This is a genomic window from Aromatoleum toluolicum (assembly GCF_012911005.2).
In the GTDB taxonomy this organism is placed as follows: Bacteria; Pseudomonadota; Gammaproteobacteria; order Burkholderiales; family Rhodocyclaceae; genus Aromatoleum; species Aromatoleum toluolicum.
Map to the genome: position 1 here is coordinate 1 of NZ_WTVS01000066.1, position 21,971 is coordinate 21,971.

19 protein-coding genes and 1 tRNA gene are annotated in these 21,971 nt (G+C 68.9%); 14 read left to right on the top strand and 6 right to left on the bottom strand.

Annotated elements, in window-relative coordinates:
• Positions 1-57 precede the first annotated feature (57 nt).
• From tkt to GPA27_RS22685, 4 genes are all read left to right on the top strand, one after another.
• A complete protein-coding gene (gene tkt, locus GPA27_RS22670; RefSeq protein WP_169142699.1) occupies positions 58-2,037 on the top strand; it encodes a transketolase in 1,980 nt (659 codons plus the stop codon).
• A gap of 22 nt (positions 2,038-2,059) precedes the next feature.
• Positions 2,060-3,025, top strand: coding sequence for a D-2-hydroxyacid dehydrogenase (locus GPA27_RS22675; protein ID WP_169142700.1), 966 nt, complete (start codon positions 2,060-2,062; stop codon positions 3,023-3,025).
• Complete coding sequence (locus tag GPA27_RS22680) at positions 3,025-4,293, top strand: glycerate kinase type-2 family protein (RefSeq protein WP_169142701.1); 1,269 nt, start codon at positions 3,025-3,027, stop codon at positions 4,291-4,293. The genes GPA27_RS22675 and GPA27_RS22680 overlap by 1 nt, the downstream gene beginning before the upstream one ends.
• A gap of 228 nt (positions 4,294-4,521) precedes the next feature.
• Positions 4,522-6,234 (top strand): PAS domain-containing hybrid sensor histidine kinase/response regulator, encoded by a 1,713-nt coding sequence (locus GPA27_RS22685; RefSeq protein ID WP_169142702.1) that lies wholly within the window; start codon positions 4,522-4,524, stop codon positions 6,232-6,234.
• Positions 6,235-6,257: 23 nt separating this feature from the next.
• On the opposite strand, the gene GPA27_RS22690 is transcribed toward GPA27_RS22685, so the two are convergent.
• The 4 genes from GPA27_RS22690 to ftsY all read right to left on the bottom strand — a co-directional run bounded on the left by GPA27_RS22690 (position 6,258) and on the right by ftsY (position 10,122).
• Positions 6,258-7,388, bottom strand: coding sequence for a radical SAM/SPASM domain-containing protein (locus tag GPA27_RS22690; protein ID WP_169142703.1), 1,131 nt, complete (start codon positions 7,386-7,388; stop codon positions 6,258-6,260).
• Between the two features lie 120 nt (positions 7,389-7,508).
• Positions 7,509-8,411 carry a permease-like cell division protein FtsX gene (gene ftsX, locus GPA27_RS22695; protein WP_169142704.1) on the bottom strand — a complete coding sequence of 301 codons (903 nt, stop codon included), beginning with the start codon at positions 8,409-8,411 and terminating at the stop codon, positions 7,509-7,511.
• Positions 8,408-9,070 (bottom strand): cell division ATP-binding protein FtsE, encoded by a 663-nt coding sequence (locus tag GPA27_RS22700; RefSeq protein WP_169142705.1) that lies wholly within the window; start codon positions 9,068-9,070, stop codon positions 8,408-8,410. Before GPA27_RS22700 ends, ftsX begins: the two co-directional genes overlap by 4 nt.
• On the bottom strand, positions 9,067-10,122 hold the full coding sequence (gene ftsY / locus GPA27_RS22705) for a signal recognition particle-docking protein FtsY (RefSeq protein WP_169142720.1): 1,056 nt from the start codon (positions 10,120-10,122) through the stop codon (positions 9,067-9,069). Before ftsY ends, GPA27_RS22700 begins: the two co-directional genes overlap by 4 nt.
• Positions 10,123-10,263: 141 nt before the next feature.
• Between ftsY and GPA27_RS22710 the strand changes: the two genes are divergently transcribed.
• Genes GPA27_RS22710 through GPA27_RS22730 form a run of 5 tightly spaced genes read left to right on the top strand, consistent with a single transcriptional unit; the run spans position 10,264 to position 14,341 of the window.
• Positions 10,264-11,640 (top strand): M16 family metallopeptidase, encoded by a 1,377-nt coding sequence (locus GPA27_RS22710; protein WP_169142721.1) that lies wholly within the window; start codon positions 10,264-10,266, stop codon positions 11,638-11,640.
• Between the two features lies 1 nt (position 11,641).
• The gene (locus tag GPA27_RS22715; protein WP_246261387.1) at positions 11,642-13,048 is read left to right on the top strand and encodes a M16 family metallopeptidase; all 1,407 of its coding nucleotides are present in this window, start codon (positions 11,642-11,644) and stop codon (positions 13,046-13,048) included.
• Complete coding sequence (rsmD, locus tag GPA27_RS22720; RefSeq protein ID WP_169142706.1) at positions 13,045-13,584, top strand: 16S rRNA (guanine(966)-N(2))-methyltransferase RsmD; 540 nt, start codon at positions 13,045-13,047, stop codon at positions 13,582-13,584. Before GPA27_RS22715 ends, rsmD begins: the two co-directional genes overlap by 4 nt.
• Positions 13,581-14,069, top strand: a complete 489-nt coding sequence (gene coaD / locus GPA27_RS22725; RefSeq protein WP_169142707.1) for a pantetheine-phosphate adenylyltransferase — start codon at positions 13,581-13,583, stop codon at positions 14,067-14,069. The genes rsmD and coaD overlap by 4 nt, the downstream gene beginning before the upstream one ends.
• A gap of 17 nt (positions 14,070-14,086) precedes the next feature.
• Positions 14,087-14,341 carry a YfhL family 4Fe-4S dicluster ferredoxin gene (locus GPA27_RS22730; RefSeq protein ID WP_169142708.1) on the top strand — a complete coding sequence of 85 codons (255 nt, stop codon included), beginning with the start codon at positions 14,087-14,089 and terminating at the stop codon, positions 14,339-14,341.
• 126 nt (positions 14,342-14,467) lie between these two features.
• Here the strand turns inward: GPA27_RS22730 and GPA27_RS22735 are convergent, their stop codons facing one another.
• Both GPA27_RS22735 and mutM read right to left on the bottom strand, forming a co-directional pair.
• The gene (locus GPA27_RS22735) at positions 14,468-16,438 is read right to left on the bottom strand and encodes a dynamin family protein (RefSeq protein ID WP_169142709.1); all 1,971 of its coding nucleotides are present in this window, start codon (positions 16,436-16,438) and stop codon (positions 14,468-14,470) included.
• A 165-nt stretch (positions 16,439-16,603) separates the two neighbouring features.
• Positions 16,604-17,419: a bifunctional DNA-formamidopyrimidine glycosylase/DNA-(apurinic or apyrimidinic site) lyase gene (gene mutM, locus GPA27_RS22740; protein WP_169142710.1), complete on the bottom strand. Its 816-nt coding sequence runs from the start codon at positions 17,417-17,419 to the stop codon at positions 16,604-16,606.
• Positions 17,420-17,634: 215 nt separating this feature from the next.
• On the opposite strand from mutM, the gene GPA27_RS22745 reads away from it, so the two are divergent.
• The 5 genes from GPA27_RS22745 (at position 17,635) to GPA27_RS22765 (ending at position 21,897) form a co-directional block, all read left to right on the top strand.
• Complete coding sequence (locus GPA27_RS22745; RefSeq protein ID WP_169142711.1) at positions 17,635-19,350, top strand: tetratricopeptide repeat protein; 1,716 nt, start codon at positions 17,635-17,637, stop codon at positions 19,348-19,350.
• The gene (locus GPA27_RS22750; protein WP_169142712.1) at positions 19,347-19,937 is read left to right on the top strand and encodes an outer membrane lipoprotein LolB; all 591 of its coding nucleotides are present in this window, start codon (positions 19,347-19,349) and stop codon (positions 19,935-19,937) included. Before GPA27_RS22745 ends, GPA27_RS22750 begins: the two co-directional genes overlap by 4 nt.
• Positions 19,919-20,773, top strand: coding sequence for a 4-(cytidine 5'-diphospho)-2-C-methyl-D-erythritol kinase (ispE, locus tag GPA27_RS22755; protein WP_169142713.1), 855 nt, complete (start codon positions 19,919-19,921; stop codon positions 20,771-20,773). The genes GPA27_RS22750 and ispE overlap by 19 nt, the downstream gene beginning before the upstream one ends.
• Before the next feature lie 21 nt (positions 20,774-20,794).
• Positions 20,795-20,871, top strand: a tRNA-Gln gene (locus GPA27_RS22760).
• A 75-nt stretch (positions 20,872-20,946) separates the two neighbouring features.
• Positions 20,947-21,897, top strand: coding sequence for a ribose-phosphate pyrophosphokinase (locus GPA27_RS22765; RefSeq protein WP_169142714.1), 951 nt, complete (start codon positions 20,947-20,949; stop codon positions 21,895-21,897).
• The last annotated feature ends 74 nt before the right edge of the window (positions 21,898-21,971 follow it).

Consider the following 21,971-nt stretch of genomic DNA (forward strand, 5'->3'; position numbering starts at 1 on the left):
AGGGGAGGGAGATTTGCCGCCTCCCCTCACCGGGAGGCGCACAGGAGACCCTTTGCCATGTCGTCCGTCGAACCGCGGCTGCTCGCCAACGCGATCCGCTTCCTGTCCATCGACACCATCGTGCATGCGACCGAAGGCCACCAGGGCGTGCCGCTCGGCATGGCCGAGATCGCTACGGCCCTCTTCACCCGGCACCTGAAGTTCAACCCCGCCGACCCGACCTGGCCCGACCGCGACCGCTTCGTGCTGTCGAACGGCCACGGCTCGATGCTGCTCTACTCGCTGCTGCACCTGACCGGCTACGAGAAGATCGGGCTCGACCAGATCAAGACGTTCCGCGAGCTCGGCTCGCACTGCGCCGGCCACCCCGAGTTCGACCCCACCGCCGGCATCGAGGTCACCACCGGCCCACTCGGCCAAGGCATCGCCAACGCCTTCGGCATGGCGGTCGCCGAAGCCTACCTCAGCGCGAAGTTCGGTGCCGATCTGGTCGATCACTACACCTATGCCTTCGTCGGCGACGGCTGCCTGCAGGAAGGCATCGGCCAGGAGATGATCTCGCTCGCGGGCCATCTCAAGCTCGGCAAGCTGCTCCTGTTCTGGGACGACAACCTGATCACCGACGACGGCGCCACGTCGCTGTCGATCAGCGAGGACGTCGCCGCACGCTTTCGCGTCGCCGGTTGGCATGTCGTCGAACTCGACGGCCACGATGTGGAGGCCGTCTCGGCGGCGATCGCGCTGGCGAAGAAGGATCCGCGGCCGTCGCTGATCGCCTGCCGCACCGTGATCGGCCGCGGCATCCCGCGCCTGCAAGGCAGCCGCGGCGGGCACAGTGCGCGCCTCTACGCCGAAGACGCCGCCGCCGCGCGCGAATTCCTCGGCTGGACTCACGCGCCTTTCGAAATCCCCGGCGACATCCTCGCCGCGTGGCGCGCCGCCGGCCGGCGCAGCGACGCCGACCATGCCGCGTGGCAAGCCCGCCTCGCTGCGCTGCCCGCTGCCGAACGCGCCGAGTTCGAGCGCGTGCAGGCGGGCGAGCTGCCCGCAGGCTGGCGCGAGGTCCTGCTCGGATACAAGCGCGACGCCGCCGCGGCGACGGAGCCCAAGCCCGGCATCTTCGCCTCGGGCGAGATCAACGACCTCCTCACCGGGGTGCTTCCCGAACGCATCGTCGGTTGCGCCGACCTCGAAGCGCCGACCTCCCACAAACGCAGTCTCACGGCCTTCTCCGCGGAAGATCGCAGCGGCGCCTACGTGCACTGCGGCGTGCGCGAGCACCTGATGGGTTCGATGGCCAACGGCATCGCCGCGCACGGCGGCGCGATCCCGCTCGCGGTGACCTACCTCGCCTTCTCCGACTACGAGCGCCCGGCGATGCGCATGGCCGCGCTGATGGGCCTGCCGGTGAAGTTCGTGTTCAGCCACGACTCGATCGGCGTCGGCCGAAACGGCCCGACGCACCAGCCTGTCGAGATCCTCGCGTCGCTGCGCGCGATGCCCAACATGCTCGTGATGCGCCCGGCTGATGCGGTCGAGGCCGCCGAATGCTGGGAGGTCGCGCTGGAGCAGCGCCGCACCCCGGCGAGCCTGATCTTCGCGCGCCAGGCCCTGCCGACCGTGCGCAGGGCTCATATCGACGACAACCTCTCGCGCCGCGGCGCCTACGTGCTGGCACAGCCCGAAGGCGACGAGCGCGCCGTCACGCTCCTCGCGACCGGCTCCGAAGTCGCCGTCGCGCTCGCCGCGCGCGAACTGCTCCAGGCCGACGGCATCCCCACCGCAGTCGTGTCGATGCCCTGCTGGGAGCTCTTCGACGCGCAGGACGCCGCTTACCGCAACGCCGTGCTCGGCGAAGGCACCGTACGCGTCGGCGTCGAGGCCGCGATGCGTTTCGGCTGGGACCAGTACCTCGGCCCCCGCGGCGGCTTCGTCGGCATGAAGGGCTTCGGTGCCTCCGGCCCCGTCGACCAACTCTACGAGCTCTTCGGCATCACCCCGGCGGCCGTCGCCGCCGAAGCCAAGCGCCACCTCTGACCCCGACCTTACAGAGAACCACATGCACAAGATCGTCTTCCTCGACCGCGCGACCATCGCCCCGCAGATCCGCCTGCGCAGCCCCGCCTTCGATCACGAACTGGTCGTGCACGAGCGCACCCGCCCCGACGAGGTCGTCGAACGCCTCAAGGGCGCGACCATCGCGATCACCAACAAGGTGGCGCTCACGTCCGCCGTCCTCGAGCAGCTCCCCGACCTGCGCCTCGTCGCGGTCGCCGCGACCGGCACCGACTGCGTCGACAAGGCGTACTGCCAGCGCCACGACATCGCCGTGGCGAACATCCGCGGCTACGCCGTGAACACCGTGCCCGAGCACACCTTCGCGCTGATCCTCGCGCTGCGGCGGAACATCGTCGCCTACCGCGACGACGTCATCAACGGCGAATGGCAGAAGTCCGGCCAGTTCTGCTTCTTCAACCACGCGATCCACGACCTCGCCGGCGCGCGCCTGGCCATCATCGGCGAAGGCGCGCTCGGCCAGAGCGTCGCCGCGCTCGCGCGCGCCTTCGGCATGGTTCCGCTGTTCGCCGAGCACAAGGGCAGGAGCGGCTTCGGCCAGCTGTACACGCCATGGGACGAGATGCTCGCGACAAGCGACATCATCACCATCCACAGCCCGCTCACACCCGAGACGCGCAACATGATCGCGCTACCCGAGTTCCGCAGGATGGCGCGCCGGCCGCTCCTCATCAACACCGCACGCGGCGGCCTCGTCGACGAGGAGGCGCTGGTGCAGGCGCTCGACGAGGGCCTCGTCAGCGGCGCCGGCTTCGACGTCACCGCCGGCGAGCCGCCTGCCGCCGACAGCCCGATGATGCGCATCGCCGCCCGCCCCGACGTGATCCTCACGCCGCACGTCGCGTGGGCCTCGGACGAGGCGCAGCAGACGCTCGCCGACCAGCTCATCGACAACATCGAGAACTTCGTCGCCGGCCGGCCGACGAACCTCGTCAAGGGCGCCTACTGATGAGGCCCGACCTCGACCCGCGCGCGCTGCTGCGGCGCATGTTCGACGCTGCGATCGCCGCCGCCCAGCCCGCGCGCTGCATCCCGCCGCACCTGCCGGCGCCGCCCACGGGCCGGCTCGTCGTCATCGGCGCCGGCAAGGCCTCGGCGGCGATGGCGCGCGCCGTCGAGGACCACTGGCCGGGACCGCTCGAAGGCCTCGTCATCACCCGCTACGGTTACGCCCTGCCCTGCGAGCGCATCGAGATCGTCGAAGCGGCCCATCCGGTGCCCGACGCTGCGGGACTCGCGGCAACGCAACGCATGCTCGACCGCGTGCGCGGCCTCGGCCCCGACGACCTCGTGCTGTGCCTGATCTCCGGCGGCGGCTCGGCGCTGCTGAACGCACCGCTGGAAGGGCTGACGCTGGAGGACAAGCAGGCGGTCAACCGCGCCCTGCTGAAGTCGGGCGCAACGATCTCCGAGATGAACTGCATCCGCCGCCACCTCTCGGCGGTCAAGGGCGGACGGCTCGCCGCGGCGTGCCACCCTGCGCGTGTCGTCACCCTGCTGCTCTCGGACGTGCCCGGCGACGCCCCGACCGATATCGCCTCCGGCCCGACCGTCGCCGACGCGACGACCTGCGACGACGCCCTCGCGATCGTGCGCCGCTGCGGCATCGCCCTGCCACCCGCAGTGCGCGAGGTGCTGGAAAGCGGACGCGGCGAAAGCATCAAACCCGGCGACAGGCGGCTCGAAGGCCACGAGACGCGCATCGTCGCCGCGCCGCAACTCGCGCTCGAAGCCGCCGCGCAGGTCGCGCACGACGCAGGCCTCGCGGCGCACATCCTCGGCGACAGCCTCGAAGGCGAAGCCTGCGACGTCGGCAAGGTGCTGGCCGGTATCGCGCTGCAGGTCGCCCGGCGCGGCCAGCCCTTCGCGAAGCCCTGCGTGCTGCTGTCCGGCGGCGAGACCACGGTGACCGTGCGCGGAAACGGGCGCGGCGGCCGTAACGTCGAATTCCTCCTCTCGCTCGCGCTGGGCCTGAACGGCACGCCGGGCATCCATGCGCTCGCCGGCGACACCGACGGCGTCGACGGGCAGGAGGAGATCGCCGGCGCGATCGTCACCCCCGATACGCTGGCTCGGGCCTGGAATCTGGGGCTTCGCCCCGCCGACCGCCTCGCCGACAACGACGCCCACACCTTTTTCGAGGCACTCGGCGACGCGGTCGCGACCGGTCCGACGCTCACCAACGTCAACGATTTCCGCGCCATCCTCGTGCACTGACGCCCTGGCCTCACCTTTGCGGGCGGGAGCACGCGCAACGCGGCACAATTCCGCACTTCGCACCGTCTGCCTGGACTACGATGTCCGACACAGGCACACCCGGCGGCCACGGGAACCGATAGCCGCGACGCCGGATCAACAACAAATAAACCACGAGAACAGGGCGGCGGAGCCGACTCGCGAGCACGGATCGCCCGCAGGTCCCGCTACAACCGCAGAGAGGCGCGGATGGAAGGACTCGGCACTTCGCACGCAGCGGAAATCGCCCGCCTCGAGGACGAACTCGCCCGCAGCCGGGCGATGGCGGAGCGCGCCCGCCAACTCATCGAATCGGCCCCCGACGCAATCGTCGTCGTGGACAACGGCGGACGCATCCTCCTCGTCAATGCGCAAACCGAGCGGCTCTTCGGCTATGCGCGCACGGAACTCGTCGGCCAGTCGATCGAGATGCTGGTCCCGCAGCAATTGCGCGGCGACCACGTCGGCAAGCGCAACGCGTACATCGGCAAACCCTCCGTGCGTCCCATGGGCACCGGGCTGGATCTCGCCGGCCAGCGCAAGGACGGCTCGCAGGTGCCGATCGAGATCAGCCTCAGCCCCCTCGGCAACGGCGACACCGTACTCATCTCCGCGGCAATCCGCGACATCAGCGAACGCCGCGCGGCCCAGGAGGCGCTGCGCCAGGCACGCGACGAGCTCGAACTGCGCGTGCGCGAGCGCACCGCCGAACTCGAGCAGGCCAATCGGGCGCTGCAGTCGGAGATGGAGGAACGTGCTACGGCCGAGCGCGCGCTGCATCAGGCGCAGAAGATGGAAGCCGTCGGGCAGCTCACCGGCGGCATCGCGCACGACTTCAACAACCTGCTGACGGTCGTGATGGGCAACCTGCAGCTCCTCGCGCGCCGCGTGCACAACGACCCCGCGGCCGCCGAGCTCATCACCGGCGCGCTGGAGGCGGCATGGCGCGGCGCCGAGCTCAACCGGCGCCTGCTCGCATTCTCGCGCAAGCAGCGCCTCGCCCCCGTGCCGCTGGATCTCAACGACCTCATCGCCGGCATGACCAGCCTGCTGCGGCGCAGCCTCGGCGAGCACATCAATATCAAGTTCCATGCCGCCACCGACCTGCCTCCCGCGCTCGCCGACGTCACCCAACTCGAATCGGCGCTTCTCAACCTCGCGGTGAATTCGCGCGATGCGATGCCCGAAGGCGGCACGCTGACGATCGAAACGGGCGCCATGAGCCTGGACGAGCACTACGCGGCACTCGAGGGCGACGTGAAGCCCGGCGCCTACGTGATGCTGGCCGTGTCGGACACCGGCTGCGGCATGCCGCCAGAAATCGTCCAGCGCGCCTTCGACCCCTTCTTCACGACCAAGGAAACCGGCAAGGGCAGCGGCCTCGGCCTGGCGATGGTGTACGGCTTCGTGAAGCAGTCGGGCGGCCACGTGAAAATCTACAGCGAGCCGGACACGGGCACCACGGTCAAGATTTTCCTCCCGGTCATCACCCGCCCGGCGGGCGCATTGTCCGCCGACGCGCCCGCTCCCCGTCCCGACGCCTCGGGCAGCGAGACCATCCTCGTCGTCGAGGACGAGGACAAGGTCCGCGAACTCGTCTGTCGTGTGCTGGGGGGACTCGGCTACCGCATCCTGCAGGCCCCCGAAGGCAGGACGGCGCTCGCGCTGCTCGCCCAGGAACCCGGCATCGACCTGCTGTTCACCGACGTCGTCCTGCCCGGCGGCATGAACGGACCGGAGATCGCGCGCCGCGCACGCCAGCAGCGCCCGGACCTGAAGCTGCTCTACACATCGGGCTACACCGGCAACGCGCTGCTGGAGCTGGAAGCCATTCCCGGCGAATTCCGGATGATCAGCAAGCCCTACCGCATCGAGGACCTCGCACAGATCGTGCGCGAAGTCCTCGATACCGGACCCGCGTAGGCCTCAGGGCACCGCTTCGACGCTCAGGGCATCACTTCGACATACTCGTAGATCTCGCAGTCCGAGATCTCGCGCCGCACCGGCAGCGTCGCCTGCGCGTACCACGCGTGCGGATCGCGCCGGTCGATCTCCGCCCCCATGAACTTCACCAGCTCGCAGATCGGCTCGACGACCTGCTCGCGATACGGCGCATCGTCGAGCACGTAGCCGACGTACAGGTTCTTCATGCAGTTGCGGCGGCAGAACGAAAGCGCCTCGCAGCCCTCGCACGGCATCTCCGGCGCGGGCTGCAGCGGGCTAGCCTTCAGCCAGTTGGCGTTCAGGTCGCCGCTCTGCAGCTCGGGCAGGTGCGTGAGATCCGGGCACGGGAAGATGCGCCCGTCGGGCAGGATGTTGAGGATGTGCGTCGACGAGCGGCACTGCGTGTGCCCGCTGCACGCCTCGCGCGCGCGCGACGGCAGCACCTTGTTGCGCACCGTGCCCATCAGCGGGATGAAGGGATAGAGCCCGTCGGTCGCGAAGAACTTGTCGATCAGCTGCGTCAGTGCGGCTTTCTTGCGCCGCATGTTCTCGGCATCGTAGAAGCCCTCGGCCTGCGCGAACTGCCAGTACACATAGTCGAAGGTCGGCAGCAGGCTGTCGAGCTCCTCGAAGCTGATGTCCTCATGCCCCCAGGTGACGCGCGCGGTGAGCTTGCCGCCGAGCTTGGGGCGGACCTTCTCGATGTTCGAGGTCACCTTGCGGTACACGCCGCGGCCGCGGTAATGGTCGGTCGTGTGCTCCGCGCCATCCACCGACACCAGCACGTTCGACAGCTTCGCCAGCACCGCATCGGGCAGGCGGTGCAGCAGCGTGCCGTTGGTCTGCAGCTGGTAGCGCCAGGTCGGGTGGCGTTCCATCAGCCCGACGATGAAGGGAATGTTGAGCGTCGGCTCGCCGCCATAGAAGGTGACGTAGATCTCCTTGTCCGCGAGATGCGTCGCGACGAAGGCATCCAGCGTGTCGAGCGAATACTCGGCCTTGCCCTGCGAGCCGACGACGTCGCCCACCGCGATCGAGCAGTACGAGCACTTGAGATTGCACGTCAGCGTCGTGAAGATGTTCAGTTCGACGCGGTTGCCGACGATGGGCGAACGCAGTTCCGGCGCATTCATGTGCGTATCCGATCCCGAAAAAGATTTACCCCCAACATTGGGGGCGAAGATTATAGCGGCCCCGCGCAATGCGGGGCGGGTCATTGCATCTGCAATGCCCGAACCCGTCCCCGTGCCCGGTCAGCCGAGCCGCTCGGCCAGATGCCGACGCACCGAGATCGCGCTGCCGAGCCAGCCGAGGAAGGCCGCGAAGCCGAGGATCGCCGCGCTCGCGTGCGGCCCCGGTCCGGTCAGCGCGAACACCGCGCCGTAGGTCTCCGCGAGGCTCGCGACCGGCCCGCCGAGCGCATGCACGGTCGCCCACACGGTCGCGAGCGCCACGCAGCCGCCGAGCAGGCCCTGCAGGCTGCCGAACCAGTAGAACGGACGGCGGATGAAGGGGTCGGTCGCGCCCAGCAGCCGGCTCACGTCGATCTCGTGGCGCTGCGTGAGGATCTGCAGCCGGATCGTGTTGAAGGTGACGATCACCAGCGCGAACCCCAGCAGGCCCGCGAGCAGCAGCACCGCCGAGCGGCCCAGCCCCAGCAGCGCATGCAGGCGCTTCACCCACGCGGAGTCGAGCTGCACGTGGGCCACCCCCGGCCAGGCCGCGAAACGCGCGTGCAGGCTGTCGTAGAGAGCCGGATCCTCGCCGCGTGGCGTGACGATGAAGGCATCCGGCAACGGATTGGCGGCGAGTCCGCCGAGCACGTCGCCCAGCCCGCTCTTCTCGAGCTGGTGCAGCGCCTCGTCCTTCGTCACATGACGGTAGCCAGCGAGCTGCGCATCCCCGCGCAGCCGCTTTTCGGCCGCGGCGATGTCCTCCGCCGACGCATCCTGCGCCATGAACACGCTGATCTCGGGCGTACCGGACACGCCACGCGCCAGCGAGGCGACGTTGTCGATCAGCAGGTAGCCCGCGGCCGGCAGCGACAGCGCGATGCCCACGACCAGCGCCGACAGCAGCGTGCCCAACGGCTGCGAGGCGAGGCGCCGCAGCGCCTGCATGAAAGCGCGCCCATGCAGGTAGAACCACGTGCTCATGCGGCCACCCCCTGCAGCAGCCCCTTGTGCAGCACCAGCCGGCGCGGGCTGTGCTGCGCGAACAGGCGCTCGTCGTGCGTCGACACCAGCACGGTGACCCCCGCGGCGTTGAAGGACTTGAACAGGCTTGCGATCTCGTTCGCGTAGGCGGTGTCGAGATGCGCGGTCGGCTCGTCGGCGATCAGGATGGACGGGCGATTCACGATCGCACGCGCGATCGCGACGCGCTGCTGCTCGCCGCCCGACAGCCCCGCCGGCATCTCGCGCCCGCGCCCGGACAGCCCGACGCGCTCGAGCGCCGCCGCCACGCGCTTGGCTGCATCGCGCGGCGGATGGCCCGTGATCACCAGCGGCAGCATCACGTTGTCGTCCACGCTGCGGTCGTACAGCAGGCGATGCTCCTGCAGCACGAGACCGAGGTTGCGGCGCAGATAGGGAATCGCGCGCGGGCGCAGCGCCGAGACGTCCTGCCCGTTGATGCTCACGCAGCCCGACGTCGGCCGCTCGATCGCGGCGATCAGCTTCAGCAGCGTGCTCTTGCCCGCCCCCGAGTGGCCCGACAGCACCGCCAGCTCGCCGTGGCGGATCTCGAAACTGACCCCGGCGAGCGCCGTGTAGCCGCCGGGGTACTGCTTCACGACTTCGTTGAAGACGATCATGCCGCGCCGCCGGCTCCTGCGACGGGTTCGAACAGCGCATCGACGAATTCGCGCGCATTGAACGGCTGCAGGTCGTCGATCCCCTCGCCGACGCCGATGAAGCGCAGCGGACGCGGATACTGGCGCGCGATCGCCGCGACGACGCCGCCCTTCGCGGTGCCGTCGAGCTTCGTGACGACCAGCCCCGTGACGCCGATCGACGCATCGAAGGCCTTCACCTGCGCGAGCGCGTTCTGCCCGATGTTGGCGTCGAGCACCAGCAGCACCTCGTGCGGGCCGGACGGCTCGGCCTTCGCGATCACACGGCGCACCTTGGCGATCTCCTCCATCAGGTGGAGCTGCGTCGGCAGCCGGCCGGCGGTGTCCGCCAGCACGACGTCGATGCCGCGCGCCTTGGCCGCGTTGATCGCGTCGAAGATCACCGCCGCGGCGTCGCCCCCTTCCTGGGCGATCACCGTCACGTTGTTGCGCTCGCCCCAGGTCGTCAGCTGCTCGCGCGCGGCCGCGCGGAAGGTGTCGCCGGCGGCGAGCAGCACGCTCTTGCCCTGCAACTGGAAGTATTTCGCCAGCTTGCCGATCGAGGTCGTCTTCCCCGAGCCGTTCACGCCCGCGATCATGATGATGTAGGGCGAATGCCCCGATACGTCCAGCGGCTGCTCGAGCGGGGCCAGGATCGCGAGGAGTTCCTCGGCAAGCGCCCCCTGCAACTGGTCCGCCGTCTCGAGCTTGTCGCGCTTCCAGCGCTTGCGCAGCGCGTCGAGCAGGTGCTGCGTCGCATCGACGCCGCAGTCGGCCATCAGCAGCGTCGCTTCGAGCTCTTCGAGCAGATCCTCGTCGATCTTGCGCCGGCCGAACAGGCTCGCGAGCCCGCCGCCGATCTGCTGCCGCGTGCGCGACAGGCCCGCTTTCAGGCGGTCCGCCCAGGAGCGCTTGACCACCGGCTCGGCCGCGGGTGCCGCAACGGGCGCCTCGACTGCAGCAGGGGGTGCGGGCTCCGCCTGCGGCTGCGCCGCCGCTTCGGGCTTCAGGGACTTCTTCAGGAAACCAAACATGCTCACTCGGGTCTCTTGTGAGGTTTCAACGACGGCGAACGCCAAGCCGCCAATAACGCTAAGATTCGGCTTCGCGTCGAATCGGATGCCCGGATCGCGGGCCACGTGAACCGCAAATTCTACCAGATGCAGGACATGTCCATGTTTCGCCAGACCTTTCCACGCGCCGCATTCGTGGCTGCCGCGCTCACCGTGGCGGCCGGCCCGCTGCAAGCCAATCCCTATGAGACCACGCTTGCGAACGGCATGAAGATCATCGTCAAGGAAGACCGCCGCGCCCCGTCCGTCGTCCACATGGTGTGGTACGGCGTCGGCGCGATGGACGAGCCCGCCGGCGTCTCCGGCATCGCCCACCTGCTTGAACACATGATGTTCAAGGGCACCGACAAGGTCGGCCCGGGTGAATTCAACAAGCGCGTCGCCGCGATCGGCGGGCGCGACAACGCCTTCACGTCGCACGACTACACGGCCTACTTCCAGCAGATCCCGTCCGCGCGCCTCGCCGACGTGATGCAGCTCGAAGCCGACCGCATGAACAACCTCAGGATCACCGACGCCAACTTCAAGCCCGAAGTCGAGGTCGTCAAGGAAGAGCGCCGCCTGCGCACCGACGACCAGCCGCGCTCGCTCGTCAGCGAGCAGCTGATGGCGACCGCCTTCCAGGCCAATCCCTACGGCCGCCCGATCATCGGCTGGATGACGGACCTCGACACGATGACCGCGGAAGACGCGCGCAAGTGGCACAGGACCTGGTACACGCCCGGCAACGCGCGCCTGGTCGTCGTCGGCGACGTCGATCACAAGTCCGTGTTCGACATGGCGCGCAAGCACTACGGCGCGATCAAGGCGCGCCCGCTGCCGCAGCGACGCATCACCGCCGAACCCGAACAGCTCGGGCCGCGCGAGACCGTCGTCAAGGCGCCGGCCGAACTGCCCTACATCGCCCTCGCGTGGCGCGCGCCGACGCTGCGCGATCCCGAGAACGACCGCGACGTGCACGCGCTGAAGGTGCTGGCCGCGATCCTCGACGGCTACGACGGCGCCCGCCTGCCACGCCGCCTCGTGCGCGAGAACCAGGTCGCCGTCTCCGCCGGCGCCGGCTACGACGGCACCGGCCGCGGCCCGCAGCTCTTTGTCGTCGACGGCTCGCCCGCCGCCGGCAAGACCGTTGCGGACGTCGAGGCCGCGCTGCGCGCCGAGATCGAGCGCATCCAGAAGGACGGCGTCGCCGAGGACGAACTGCGCCGGGTCAAGACGCAGACCGTCGCCGGCCAGGTCTACAAGCGCGACTCGCTGATGGGGCAGGCGATGGAGATCGGCTTCCTCGAGGCCACCGGCCTGTCCTGGCGCGACGACGACAAACTCCTCGAAGGCATCCGCAAGGTCACCGCCGAGGACGTCCAGGCTGTCGCCCGCAAGTACTTCACCGACAACACCCTCACCCGCGCCCGCCTCGACCCGCTGCCGCTGCCTGCCGACGCGAAGCCGCGCGCAGCCGTTCCGGGAGCGAGACACTGACATGCAGACGAAGCCCATGACCGCGTTGCGCATTCTCCGCCCGACTTTCCGCTCCTTCCGCACCCTGCTCGCCTGCGCCGCCCTGCTCGGCCCGCTCGCGAGCCCGAACGCCGCCGCTGGCCCGGACATCAAGCACTGGAACGCCGCGACCGGCGCGCGCGTGTATTTCGTCGAAAGCCACGCGCTGCCGCTCATCGACATCCAGATCTCCTTCCCTGCCGGCAGTGCCTACGAACCCGAAGGCGCCACGGGCGTCGCCAGCCTCACGCGCAGCCTGCTCGACGCCGGCACCGAAGGCCTGAACGAACAGGAGATCGCCGAGCGCATCGCCGACACCGGCGCGCGCATCGGCGGCGGTGCCGACACCGACATGGCGACGCTGTCGGTGCGCACGCTGTCGAGCGCCACCGAGCGCGACGCCGCGATCGCGCTCGCCGCCCGCCTGCTCGCGAAGCCGACCTTCCCCGCCGAGATCCTCGAACGCGAGCGCGCCCGCGCGATCGCCGGCCTGAAGGAAGCGCTCACCCAGCCCGACACCCTCGCGTCGCGCCGCTTCATGGCGATGATCTACGGCAACCACCCCTACGGCCGCTCGACCACCGTCGAGTCGCTGCAGGGCATCACGCGCGAGCAGCTGCAGGCCTTCCACCGCACCCACTACACCGCGGGCAGCGCCGCAGTGACCATCGTCGGCGACGTCAGCCGCGACGACGCCGACGCGATCGCGCGCCAGCTCACCGAAGCACTGCCCGCCGGCGCCGCCCCCGCGCCGATCCCCGCACCGCAGCTGCCGGCACGCGGCACCGAGCACATCGCCCACCCGTCGGCGCAGGCCCACATCCTGATGGGCATGCCCGGCATGAGCCGCGACGACCCCGACTACTTCCCGCTGCTCGTCGGCAACTACGTGCTCGGCGGCGGCGGCTTCGTGTCGCGCCTGACCAAGGAAGTGCGCGAGAAGCGCGGCTTCGCCTACAGCGTGTCGAGCTACTTCATGCCGCTGCGCGTCGCCGGCCCGTTCGAGATCGGCCTGCAGACCCGCGGCAGCCAGGCGGAGGAGGCCCTGAAGGTGACCACCGGCGTCCTCCAGGACTTTGTCGCCAAGGGGCCGACGCCGGCCGAACTCAAGGCCGCGCGCGACAATATGGTGAACGGGTTCGGCCTGCGCCTCGACTCCAACCGCAAGATCCTCGACTACGTCGGCATGATCGCGTTCTACCAGCTGCCGCTCGACTGGCTCGAGACCTATCCGAAGAAGGTCTCGGCGGTCACGGTCGAATCCGTGCGCGACGCCTTCGCCCGGCGGGTGAAGGCGGAGAACCTCGTCACGGTGGTCGCTGGCGGCGACGGCGACAACGGCGCGGGCAGCGCAGCGCCGGCGGCGAAGAAGGCAGGCCACGGCAAGTGAGCCGGGTGCGCGTCGTCGGCGGCGAATGGCGTTCGCGCCTGCTCGAAGTCGCCAACGTCCCCGGCCTGCGGCCGACGCCCGACCGCGTGCGCGAGACGCTGTTCAACTGGCTGGGGCAGGAGCTCGACGGCCTCACCTGCCTCGACCTCTTCGGCGGCTCGGGCATCCTCGGCTTCGAGGCGGCCTCGCGCGGCGCGGAGCGCGTCGTGATCGTCGAATCGGACGCACGCGCGTTCGCCGCCCTGCGCCAGGCCGCAACGACCCTGCAGGCATCGCGGGTGGAGCTCATCCGCGGCGATGCGCTAAAATTCGCGCAAACCACCTCTGACAGGTTCGACGTGGTGTTCCTCGATCCGCCCTACAACAAGGGCTGGCTCGAGCGGCTGGAGCCTTGGCTCGGCCGGGTGCTGAAGCCGGACGGCTGGATTTACGCCGAATCTGAAGCAGCAGTGACTGAACTGGCAGGATTGAGCACGGTCAAGGCAGGCCGTGCCGGCCAGGTGCATTTTCATCTTCTGCATGGGAGGCAGGAATGAGGGAAGGGGTGGCGATCTATCCGGGGACCTTCGACCCCTTCACGCGCGGGCACGAGGATCTCGTGCGGCGCGCGTCGCTGCTGTTCAACAGGGTCGTCGTCGCCGTCGCCGAAAGCCGCGGCAAGGGGCCGATCTTCACGCTCGACGAGCGTGTGCAGATCGCCCGCGACGTCGTGGCCCCGTTCGGCAACGTAGACGTCGTCGGCTTCGACGGCCTGCTCATGGATTTCCTGCGCGCCCAGAACGCGCGCCTGATCCTGCGCGGTCTGCGGGCCGTGTCGGACTTCGAGTACGAATTCCAGATGGCCGGAATGAACCGGAAGCTCTTTCCCGACGTCGAAACGGTATTCTTGACGCCGGCAGAGGAATATATGTTCATCTCGGCCACGATGGTGCGCGAAATCGCCCGCCTGGGTGGCGATGTCAGCAAGTTCGTGCAGCCTGCCGTTTACCAACGGCTGCTGCAGAAAGTTTCAGTGAAGTGAATACGAGGAATTGAAAGATGGCTCTGATGATTACGGACGAATGCATCAACTGCGATGTGTGCGAGCCGGAATGTCCCAATGGCGCGATCTCGCAAGGTGACGAGATCTACGAGATCGACCCGAACAAGTGCACCGAGTGCGTCGGCCATTTCGACGAACCGCAGTGCCAGCAGGTCTGCCCGGTCGACTGTATCCCGCTGAATCCGGATGTGGTCGAGACCAAGGATCAGCTGATGGAAAAGTTCATTCGCCTGACCGGCAAGAAGGCCTGAACACCCCCGGCCGCGGCGCCGGAGGATTCACGCAGGGGCGGACCGCAACGGTCCGCTTTTTCGTTCACGTGGCCGTTCAAGCGACGACGACACCCGGCGGCACGCGCGCCGGGCGCTCCGGAACACTCAGGCCGCGCGCCCCTGCGCGATACCGGCCGTCGCCCCGGACGGTGCCGGAGCCCCCAGCGCCGCGCGGATACCGGCTGCGATCTCTTTCAGCTCGGCAAGCTGCGCGACCATCGCCGCTTCGGCCTGCTCCAGTTCCGCGACGCGCTCCTCCAGCGTGTCGGTCGCTTGGTGGATGCGCTTGACGCTCTCGAGACGGCGCTTCAACTGCAGCTGGTACTCGCGCACCTGCGTCTCCAGCGGCGACATCACCGCGCGCAGCCACTGCTCCACGTCGCGGTTGGCGACCTCGAAGGTTCGCCGCGCCTCGACCGCGACGGTTTCGAAGAACTTCTGCGTCAGCGTGTGCTTCTCGGTCGTCACGAGCGCCAGCGCGGAATTGATCTGGCGGTTGAAGGCCGACTCGAGCCGGTCGAGTTCGCGTTCGTAGCGCAGCGTCGAAAAAGCCTCGGGCGCGGCGAGCTTGAGCCCGTGCTCGACGCTGAAGCGCTTGTACATGCTGTCGAGCATGCGCGTGATCTCGGCGATCTCGTCCGCCGAGCGCGCGAGATTGCCGCGCAGCGACAGGAACAAGCTCTCCATCGCCTGGCGCAGGCCCTTCGTGAAGGTCGACTCCAGCATCGCCTCGCGCGTGCGCCGCGTCTCGTCGCGCAGGGCCTCCATGCCGAGATGCCCGAGCAGGTTGTTCGTCAGCGTCGAGAACACGCTGCGCACCGCGTAATACTTCTGCAGGCCCTGCTCGAATTCGGTCTTCTCGCTGCGGATCTTGCGCATCATGTACTCGATGACGCTCTGGTTCTTGCCGCGCAGGTCGGTCAGCTCCTGCAGCTGCTCGAGCAGGCCCGAAAGCCGCGCCCTGAGCAGCGTATCGGTCTGCTTCACGAGGTCGTCGGTCTCCGCGAGCGTGCTTTCGCGTACGATCTCCTGCTTGGTCGGCAGCAGGTCCTCCGCCAGCGCCCGCTCGAGCTCGCCCAGGCGGCTGCGCTCGACGAGCCCGGCGTCACCGGAAATCCGCCCCACCAACCCCTTCTGCGCCGACACCGGGAACACCGTCGTCGCCGGAACGTCCAGCGTTTCCGCGACCGACCTCACCTGGCGCGCGATCTCGGCGTCGATCTGCGCCTCGTCGCGCAAGCCGTCCCACAACCCGTCGATCTTGTTCAACACGACCAGCCGGCCCTTGCGCCGGCTCTGTCCACCCTGCACGTATTCCCGCCACACGGCCATGTCGCTTTGCGTGACACCGGTATCGGCTGCCAGCACGAAGAGCACCGCATGGGCATTGGGCAGCAGCGACAGCGTCAGCTCCGGCTCCGCACCGATCGCGTTGAGGCCCGGCGTATCGAGCACGACCAGCCCCTGCTCGAGCAGCGGGTGCGGGAACTGGATCACCGCATGGCGCCAGCTCGGGATCTCGACCATGCCGTCGGCACCGGGCTTGAGGCCGGTCTCGCCCTTCTCGTCGATGTCGAACCCCAGGCGCGACGCCAGCTCGGTCGTCACCCGCTCGGTCTCGCCGACGCGCGCAAAGGCCTGCTGCAGATCCGCGAGCGACCCGGCATCGAGCCGCAGCACCATCCACTCCTCCGGAAACTGCTTGAGCTCGCTCACGCTCGCATGTGTCGCGCGCGAGCGGATCGGCAGCATGCGGATCTCGGCCCGCGCGCCGGGCGTCCATTGCAGCTCGGTCGGGCACATCGTCGTGCGCCCGGCGCTCGACGGCAGCACGCGATCGCCGTGCCCGGAAAAGAAGATCGCATTGATGAGCTCGGACTTCCCGCGCGAGAACTCGGCCACGAAGGCGACGGTGAGCTTGTCGTCGCGCAGACGGTCGAGCACGTACTGCAACCGCAGGTCGCCCTGCACGTCGCCAAGCTCGTTGCGCGACAGCCACTGCCGCAGGAGCCCGACCGCCCCCGCCGCATCGGCACGCCACTGGCTGTAAGCGGAAAATTGATCCACGAGGGTCATGAAGGTCTCGCTCGCGCACTCCCGCAAGGCGGGCACGCACAGGTTTCAGATCGTGGGAGCATAGCGCCGAATCGGGCGTCGTCCAATGCGTGGAACCGCGGGCTCGACCGGCGGCACGCCGATGCCGACGAACGACGTCCCCGACCGGCGCCGCCGCCATTCCATTCACATGCGCTGACAGCGCGGGCAGAAGAAGGTCGAGCGCTGCCCGCACACCACCCGCTGCACGCTCGTACCGCACACACGGCACGGCAGCCCGGCGCGGCCGTAGACGAAATACTCCTGCTGGAAGTACCCCTTCTTCCCATCGCCGCCGACGAAGTCGCGCAAGGAGCTGCCCCCCGCGGCAATCGCCGCCTGCAGCGTCTCGCGCACCGCCTCGACGAGGCGCCCGATACGCCGCGGCCCGACGCTGCCGGCCGGCGCCAGCGGGTGAATGCGCGCCCGGAACAGGCTCTCGGACGCGTAGATGTTGCCGACCCCGACGAGACGGTGCCCGTCCATCAGCGCCTGCTTGATCGGCGCCCGCACCCCTTTGAACGCGCGGTGCAGCCAGGGGCCGGTGAACTCGTCCCCGAGCGGCTCGACGCCGAGGCGCGCGAGCAGCGGATGCGCGAGCGCATCGCCCGGCTGCCACACGATCAGCCCGAAGCGTCGCGGATCGCGCAGCCGCAGCGCCCGGTCGCCGAAGACCAGATCCACATGGTCGTGCGTGCCCGGCGGCAGATCCGCATCGACCACCCGCAGGCTGCCCGACATGCCCAGATGCACGATCACGCTGCCGGCAGGGAAATCGAGCAGCAGGTACTTCGCCCGCCGCCTCACGCCCTGCAGCGGCGCGCCGGCCGCGCACGCGCCCAGGTCCGGCGGCACCGGTACGCGCAGGCGCCCGTTGCGCACGCTCACGCCGGTCATGGTCCGGCCGTCGATCGCCGGGCGTATGCCACGGCAGGTCGTCTCGACTTCAGGCAATTCAGGCATTCACGACACTCGAAAACGATGAAAGCAAGACGCGGAAACCGGCCCGTACAGCCGCCGCGCTTGCCCGCAAACGAAGAAACTGCATAACATCGGGCGAACGCATCCGCATTCGGGCCTTCTAAGGGACGACTGCCGACGCACCGCGGCAACAGCATACGTCAGACACGACCGCAGGGCCGGTTTGAAGTTCGTGCAACCCCCTCTGGGCCAAGTACATGAATCGCCTCATCTCCTTGTTCGCATCCGGTCTGGGACTGGCCCTCGCGCTAGCCTTCCCGACCTCCGCGCAGGCCGCGCCCGCCCCCGACGAGGCGGCAGCCGCAACCGCCCTGCCGGGCCAGGAACTCAGCGCGCGCACGCTCTACACTTTCCTGCTGGCCGAAATCGCCGGCGCACGCGGCGAGGTCGACATCGCCGTACAGGCCTATGCCGACCTCGCGCAGCGCACCCGCGACCCGCGCATCGCACGCCGGGCGATGGAAATCGCGCTGTTCGCGCGCAACATGCCGGCGGCGATCGAAGCCGCCCGCATCTGGTCCGAATCCGACCCGAGCTCCGAGGAAGCGCGCCGCATCCTCGCGGGCCTCCTTGCCGGCGGGGACGGCCAGCTCGAACAGGTACAGGCCCAGCTCGCCCGCCTGCTCGCGCAGTCACCCGAAAACGTCGACAACCACCTGATGGGGCTTAACCGCGCCTTCTCGCGCGTGCAGGACAAGGAAGCCGTGAAGGGCATCGTGATGCGCCTGACGGAGCCCTACACCAGCCACCCGGAAGCCCATTTCGCCCGCGCCCAGGCCGCCGTCGGCACCGGCGACATGATGGAATCCGTCGCCTCGATCGACACCGCCCTGCGCCTGCGCCCGGACTGGGAGCCCGCGGTGCTGTTCAAGGCGCAGCTCCTGTCGCAATCCGGCGCGATGCAGGAGGCCACGAAGCTCGTCGGCGAGTACCTCGAACGCCACCCCGACAGCCGCAACGCCCGCCTCGCGCATGCCCGCGCGCTGGTGTCGACGCGGCAATTCGAGGCCGCGCGCAAGGAATTCCGCCAACTTCTCGACGGCGCGCCCGACGACCGCGAACTGATGTACGCCGTGGGCCTGCTGTCGGCCCAGCTGGAAGACTACGACGTCGCGGCAACCCAGCTCGAACGTGCGCTGAACGCCGGCCACCCCGACGACGACAGCATCCGCCTCAACCTCGGCCAGGTTGCGGAAAGGCGCAAGGACAGCGAAACCGCCGTGCGCTGGTACCGCGCCGTCGAGCCGGGTCCGCAGCACTTCGACGCCCAACTGCGCATCGCGTCGGTGCTCGCACGCGACGGCAAACTCCAGGAAGCGCGCGAGCACCTGCGCAACCTCAAGGTCGAAGAGCCCGAACGCAAGCGCCTGCTGCTCGCCGAAGCGCAGCTCCTGCGCGGCGCCGGCAAGGAGGCCGAAGCCTTCGAGCTCATCGACGGCGCCCTGCGCGACAACGCGGACGACACCGACCTGCTGTATGAATCGTCCATGCTCGCCGAAAGCCTCGGCAAGCTCGACATCATGGAAGGGCGACTGCGCAAGCTGATCGCGCTGCGCCCCGACTTCTCGCACGCCTACAACGCGCTGGGCTACTCCCTTGCCGATCGTGGCGTGCGCCTCGACGAGGCCGAAGCGCTGATCGTGCGCGCGCTCGAACTCACCCCCGACGACCCCTTCATCCTCGACAGCATGGGCTGGGTGCGCTTCCGCCGCAACGACGCGATCGGCGCCCTCGCCCATCTCGAAAAGGCCTACAGCCTGCGCCAGGATCCCGAGATCGCCGCCCACCTCGGCGAAGTGCTGTGGACCCTCAAGCGCCAGTCCGATGCGTCGCGCGTGTGGGACGAGGCGCTGAAGAACAACCCCGACAATGATGCGCTGAAGACCGTCGTCAAGCGCCTGCGCGGCCAATGAAGCACGCCGCCTTCCGGACGGCCGGACGGGCTGTCGCCGCAGTCTTCGCCGTGCTGCTCCTGGCCGGCTGCGCGAGCCAGGCCACACGCGGCCTCACCGCCGCGCCGCGTCCCGTGGCCGCAGCCTTCGAACTCGAAGGACGCCTCGCCGCCAGCGACGGCGAACGCGCTGCCAACGGCACCCTGACCTGGTCGCACACGCCGGCGGCCGACGAATGGACCGTCTACAGCCCCCTCGGCCAGATCGTCGGCCAGCTCGTGCGCACGCCGCGCGGCGCCATGCTGCTCACTGCCGACGGCCGCGCCGAACAGGCCGATGACATCGACACCATCCTGCCGCGCCTGCTGGGCGTCCCCGCACCGATCGACGGCCTGCAACACTGGGTTCAGGCATCGGCGCGGCCCGGCGCGCGCGTGCTGAGCCTGGACGAGGCCGGCCGCCCGACGCGCATCGCCGATGCCGGCTGGACCATCGACTACACCGAATACGCCAGCCCCGCGACCGACGCCGCACCGCGCCGCATCGATGCCGCCTGGGGCGACGCGCGCATCCGGCTCGTCATCGACCAATGGACCCCCTGCCGTTGACCCGCCTCGAACACTGCCCCGCCCCGGCCAAGCTGAACCTCTTCCTTCACGTCGTCGGCCGCCGCGCCGACGGTTACCACCTGCTGCAGACGGCCTTCCGCATGCTCGACTGGGGCGACAGCCTCAGCTTCGCCCTGCGCGCAGACGGCGCCGTGCGCCGCACGACGGAAGTCGCGGACGTGCCCGAGGAGCAGGATCTCGTCGTGCGTGCGGGCCGGCTGCTGCAACAGGCAAGCGGCTGCCGCCTCGGTGCCGACATCGCGATCGACAAGCGCCTGCCGATGGGCGGCGGCCTGGGCGGCGGCAGCTCGGACGCCGCCACGACGCTGATCGCCCTCAACCGCCTGTGGGGAAGCGGCCTGAGCCGCGTCGCGCTGGCGAAGCTCGGCCTGCAGCTCGGCGCCGACGTCCCCTTCTTCATCTTCGGGCGCGACGCCTTCGCCGAGGGCGTGGGCGAGGAACTGCAACCGCTCACCCTGCCGCCGACGTGGTACGTGGTCATCGCGCCCCCGGTCGTGGTGCCCACCGCTGAAATTTTCCGCGCGGAGGAGTTGACGCGCGATACGGGACCCATCAGAATAACGGACTTCGCAGCAAGCACCACCCGTAACGATCTGCAAGCAGTAGCATGCAATCGATATCCCGAGGTCGGTGCGGCAATCGAGTGGCTGGCGCAGTTTGCGCCCGCGCGGATGACCGGATCGGGCGCCTGCGTGTTTGCCGAGGTTGGCAGCGAGATGGAAGCGAACGACATTGTCGGGAAGTGCCCAGCGCCGATGCGGGCATGGAAGGCAAGAAGTCTGGCGAAACATCCGCTGTATGACTGGCTCGACTGAGCGGGCGAAAAAGGTTTCATTTGGGGAGTCGCCAAGTTGGTCAAGGCACCGGATTTTGATTCCGGCATTCGAAGGTTCGAATCCTTCTTCCCCAGCCAACATATCCGGGCAGGCCTCGCGCCTGCCCGAGTCGTTTTTACCCTCGCCATTCTAGCGGCATCGGAGATTCGGACATGGCCTACGGCAGCCTGATGGTCTTCACCGGCAACGCCAACCCCAAACTCGCGGCGGATGTCGTGCGCAGGCTGGGCATTTCCATCGGCTCGGCCACGGTGGGCCGCTTCTCCGACGGCGAGGTCAACGTCGAACTGCTCGAAAACGTGCGCGGCAAGGATGTCTTCATCCTTCAGCCCACCTGCACGCCGACGAACGAAAACCTGATGGAACTGATGGTCCTGGTCGACGCCCTCAAGCGCGCGTCGGCCGGCCGCATCACCGCCGCCATCCCCTACTTCGGCTACGCGCGCCAGGACCGCCGTCCGCGTTCCGCGCGCGTGCCGATCACCGCGAAGGTCGTCGCCAACATGCTGCAGGCCGTCGGTGTCCAGCGCCTGCTGACGATGGACCTGCACGCCGACCAGATCCAGGGCTTCTTCGACATCCCGGTCGACAACGTCTATGCCGCGCCGGTGCTGCTCGCCGACCTCGACAAGCAGAACTACGACGACCTGCTGGTTGTCTCGCCCGACGTCGGCGGCGTCGTGCGCGCCCGTGCCTTTGCGAAGCGCATGGAGTGCGACCTGGCGATCATCGACAAGCGCCGCCCGAAGGCCAACGTCTCCGAGGTGATGAACATCATCGGCGAGGTCAAGGACCGCACCTGCGTGATCATGGACGACATCGTCGATACCGCCGGCACGCTGTGCAAGGCCGCCACCGCGCTGAAGGAACACGGCGCCCGTCGCGTGCTCGCCTATTGCACGCACGCCGTGCTGTCGGGCGCCGCGATTTCGCGCATCTCGGAGTCGGACCTCGACGAACTGGTCGTCACCGACACCATCCCGCTGCGCGACGACGCCAAGGCCTGCCCGCGCATCCGCCAGGTCTCGGTCGCCTCGCTGCTCGCCGACACGATGCTGCGCATCAGCAACGAGGAATCGGTCAGTTCGCTGTTCATGGAATGAATTTCGTCCCCGGGTGTCCGGGGACCCAACCCATCCGTCTGGTCGCGGACGGATCGTTTCAACCAGGAGTATCA

What these genes read in the sequence shown, in the direction of transcription:
- tkt (WP_169142699.1), top strand. Translation starts at nt 58, where the DNA reads ATGTCGTCCGTCGAACCGCGGCTGCTCGCCAACGCGATCCGCTTCCTG.
- GPA27_RS22675 (WP_169142700.1), top strand. Translation starts at nt 2,060, where the DNA reads ATGCACAAGATCGTCTTCCTCGACCGCGCGACCATCGCCCCGCAGATC.
- GPA27_RS22680 (WP_169142701.1), top strand. Translation starts at nt 3,025, where the DNA reads ATGAGGCCCGACCTCGACCCGCGCGCGCTGCTGCGGCGCATGTTCGAC.
- GPA27_RS22685 (WP_169142702.1), top strand. Translation starts at nt 4,522, where the DNA reads ATGGAAGGACTCGGCACTTCGCACGCAGCGGAAATCGCCCGCCTCGAG.
- GPA27_RS22690 (WP_169142703.1), bottom strand. Translation starts at nt 7,388, where the DNA reads ATGAATGCGCCGGAACTGCGTTCGCCCATCGTCGGCAACCGCGTCGAA.
- ftsX (WP_169142704.1), bottom strand. Translation starts at nt 8,411, where the DNA reads ATGAGCACGTGGTTCTACCTGCATGGGCGCGCTTTCATGCAGGCGCTG.
- GPA27_RS22700 (WP_169142705.1), bottom strand. Translation starts at nt 9,070, where the DNA reads ATGATCGTCTTCAACGAAGTCGTGAAGCAGTACCCCGGCGGCTACACG.
- ftsY (WP_169142720.1), bottom strand. Translation starts at nt 10,122, where the DNA reads ATGTTTGGTTTCCTGAAGAAGTCCCTGAAGCCCGAAGCGGCGGCGCAG.
- GPA27_RS22710 (WP_169142721.1), top strand. Translation starts at nt 10,264, where the DNA reads ATGTTTCGCCAGACCTTTCCACGCGCCGCATTCGTGGCTGCCGCGCTC.
- GPA27_RS22715 (WP_246261387.1), top strand. Translation starts at nt 11,642, where the DNA reads ATGCAGACGAAGCCCATGACCGCGTTGCGCATTCTCCGCCCGACTTTC.
- coaD (WP_169142707.1), top strand. Translation starts at nt 13,581, where the DNA reads ATGAGGGAAGGGGTGGCGATCTATCCGGGGACCTTCGACCCCTTCACG.
- GPA27_RS22730 (WP_169142708.1), top strand. Translation starts at nt 14,087, where the DNA reads ATGGCTCTGATGATTACGGACGAATGCATCAACTGCGATGTGTGCGAG.
- GPA27_RS22735 (WP_169142709.1), bottom strand. Translation starts at nt 16,438, where the DNA reads ATGACCCTCGTGGATCAATTTTCCGCTTACAGCCAGTGGCGTGCCGAT.
- mutM (WP_169142710.1), bottom strand. Translation starts at nt 17,419, where the DNA reads ATGCCTGAATTGCCTGAAGTCGAGACGACCTGCCGTGGCATACGCCCG.
- GPA27_RS22745 (WP_169142711.1), top strand. Translation starts at nt 17,635, where the DNA reads ATGAATCGCCTCATCTCCTTGTTCGCATCCGGTCTGGGACTGGCCCTC.
- GPA27_RS22750 (WP_169142712.1), top strand. Translation starts at nt 19,347, where the DNA reads ATGAAGCACGCCGCCTTCCGGACGGCCGGACGGGCTGTCGCCGCAGTC.
- ispE (WP_169142713.1), top strand. Translation starts at nt 19,919, where the DNA reads ATGGACCCCCTGCCGTTGACCCGCCTCGAACACTGCCCCGCCCCGGCC.
- GPA27_RS22765 (WP_169142714.1), top strand. Translation starts at nt 20,947, where the DNA reads ATGGCCTACGGCAGCCTGATGGTCTTCACCGGCAACGCCAACCCCAAA.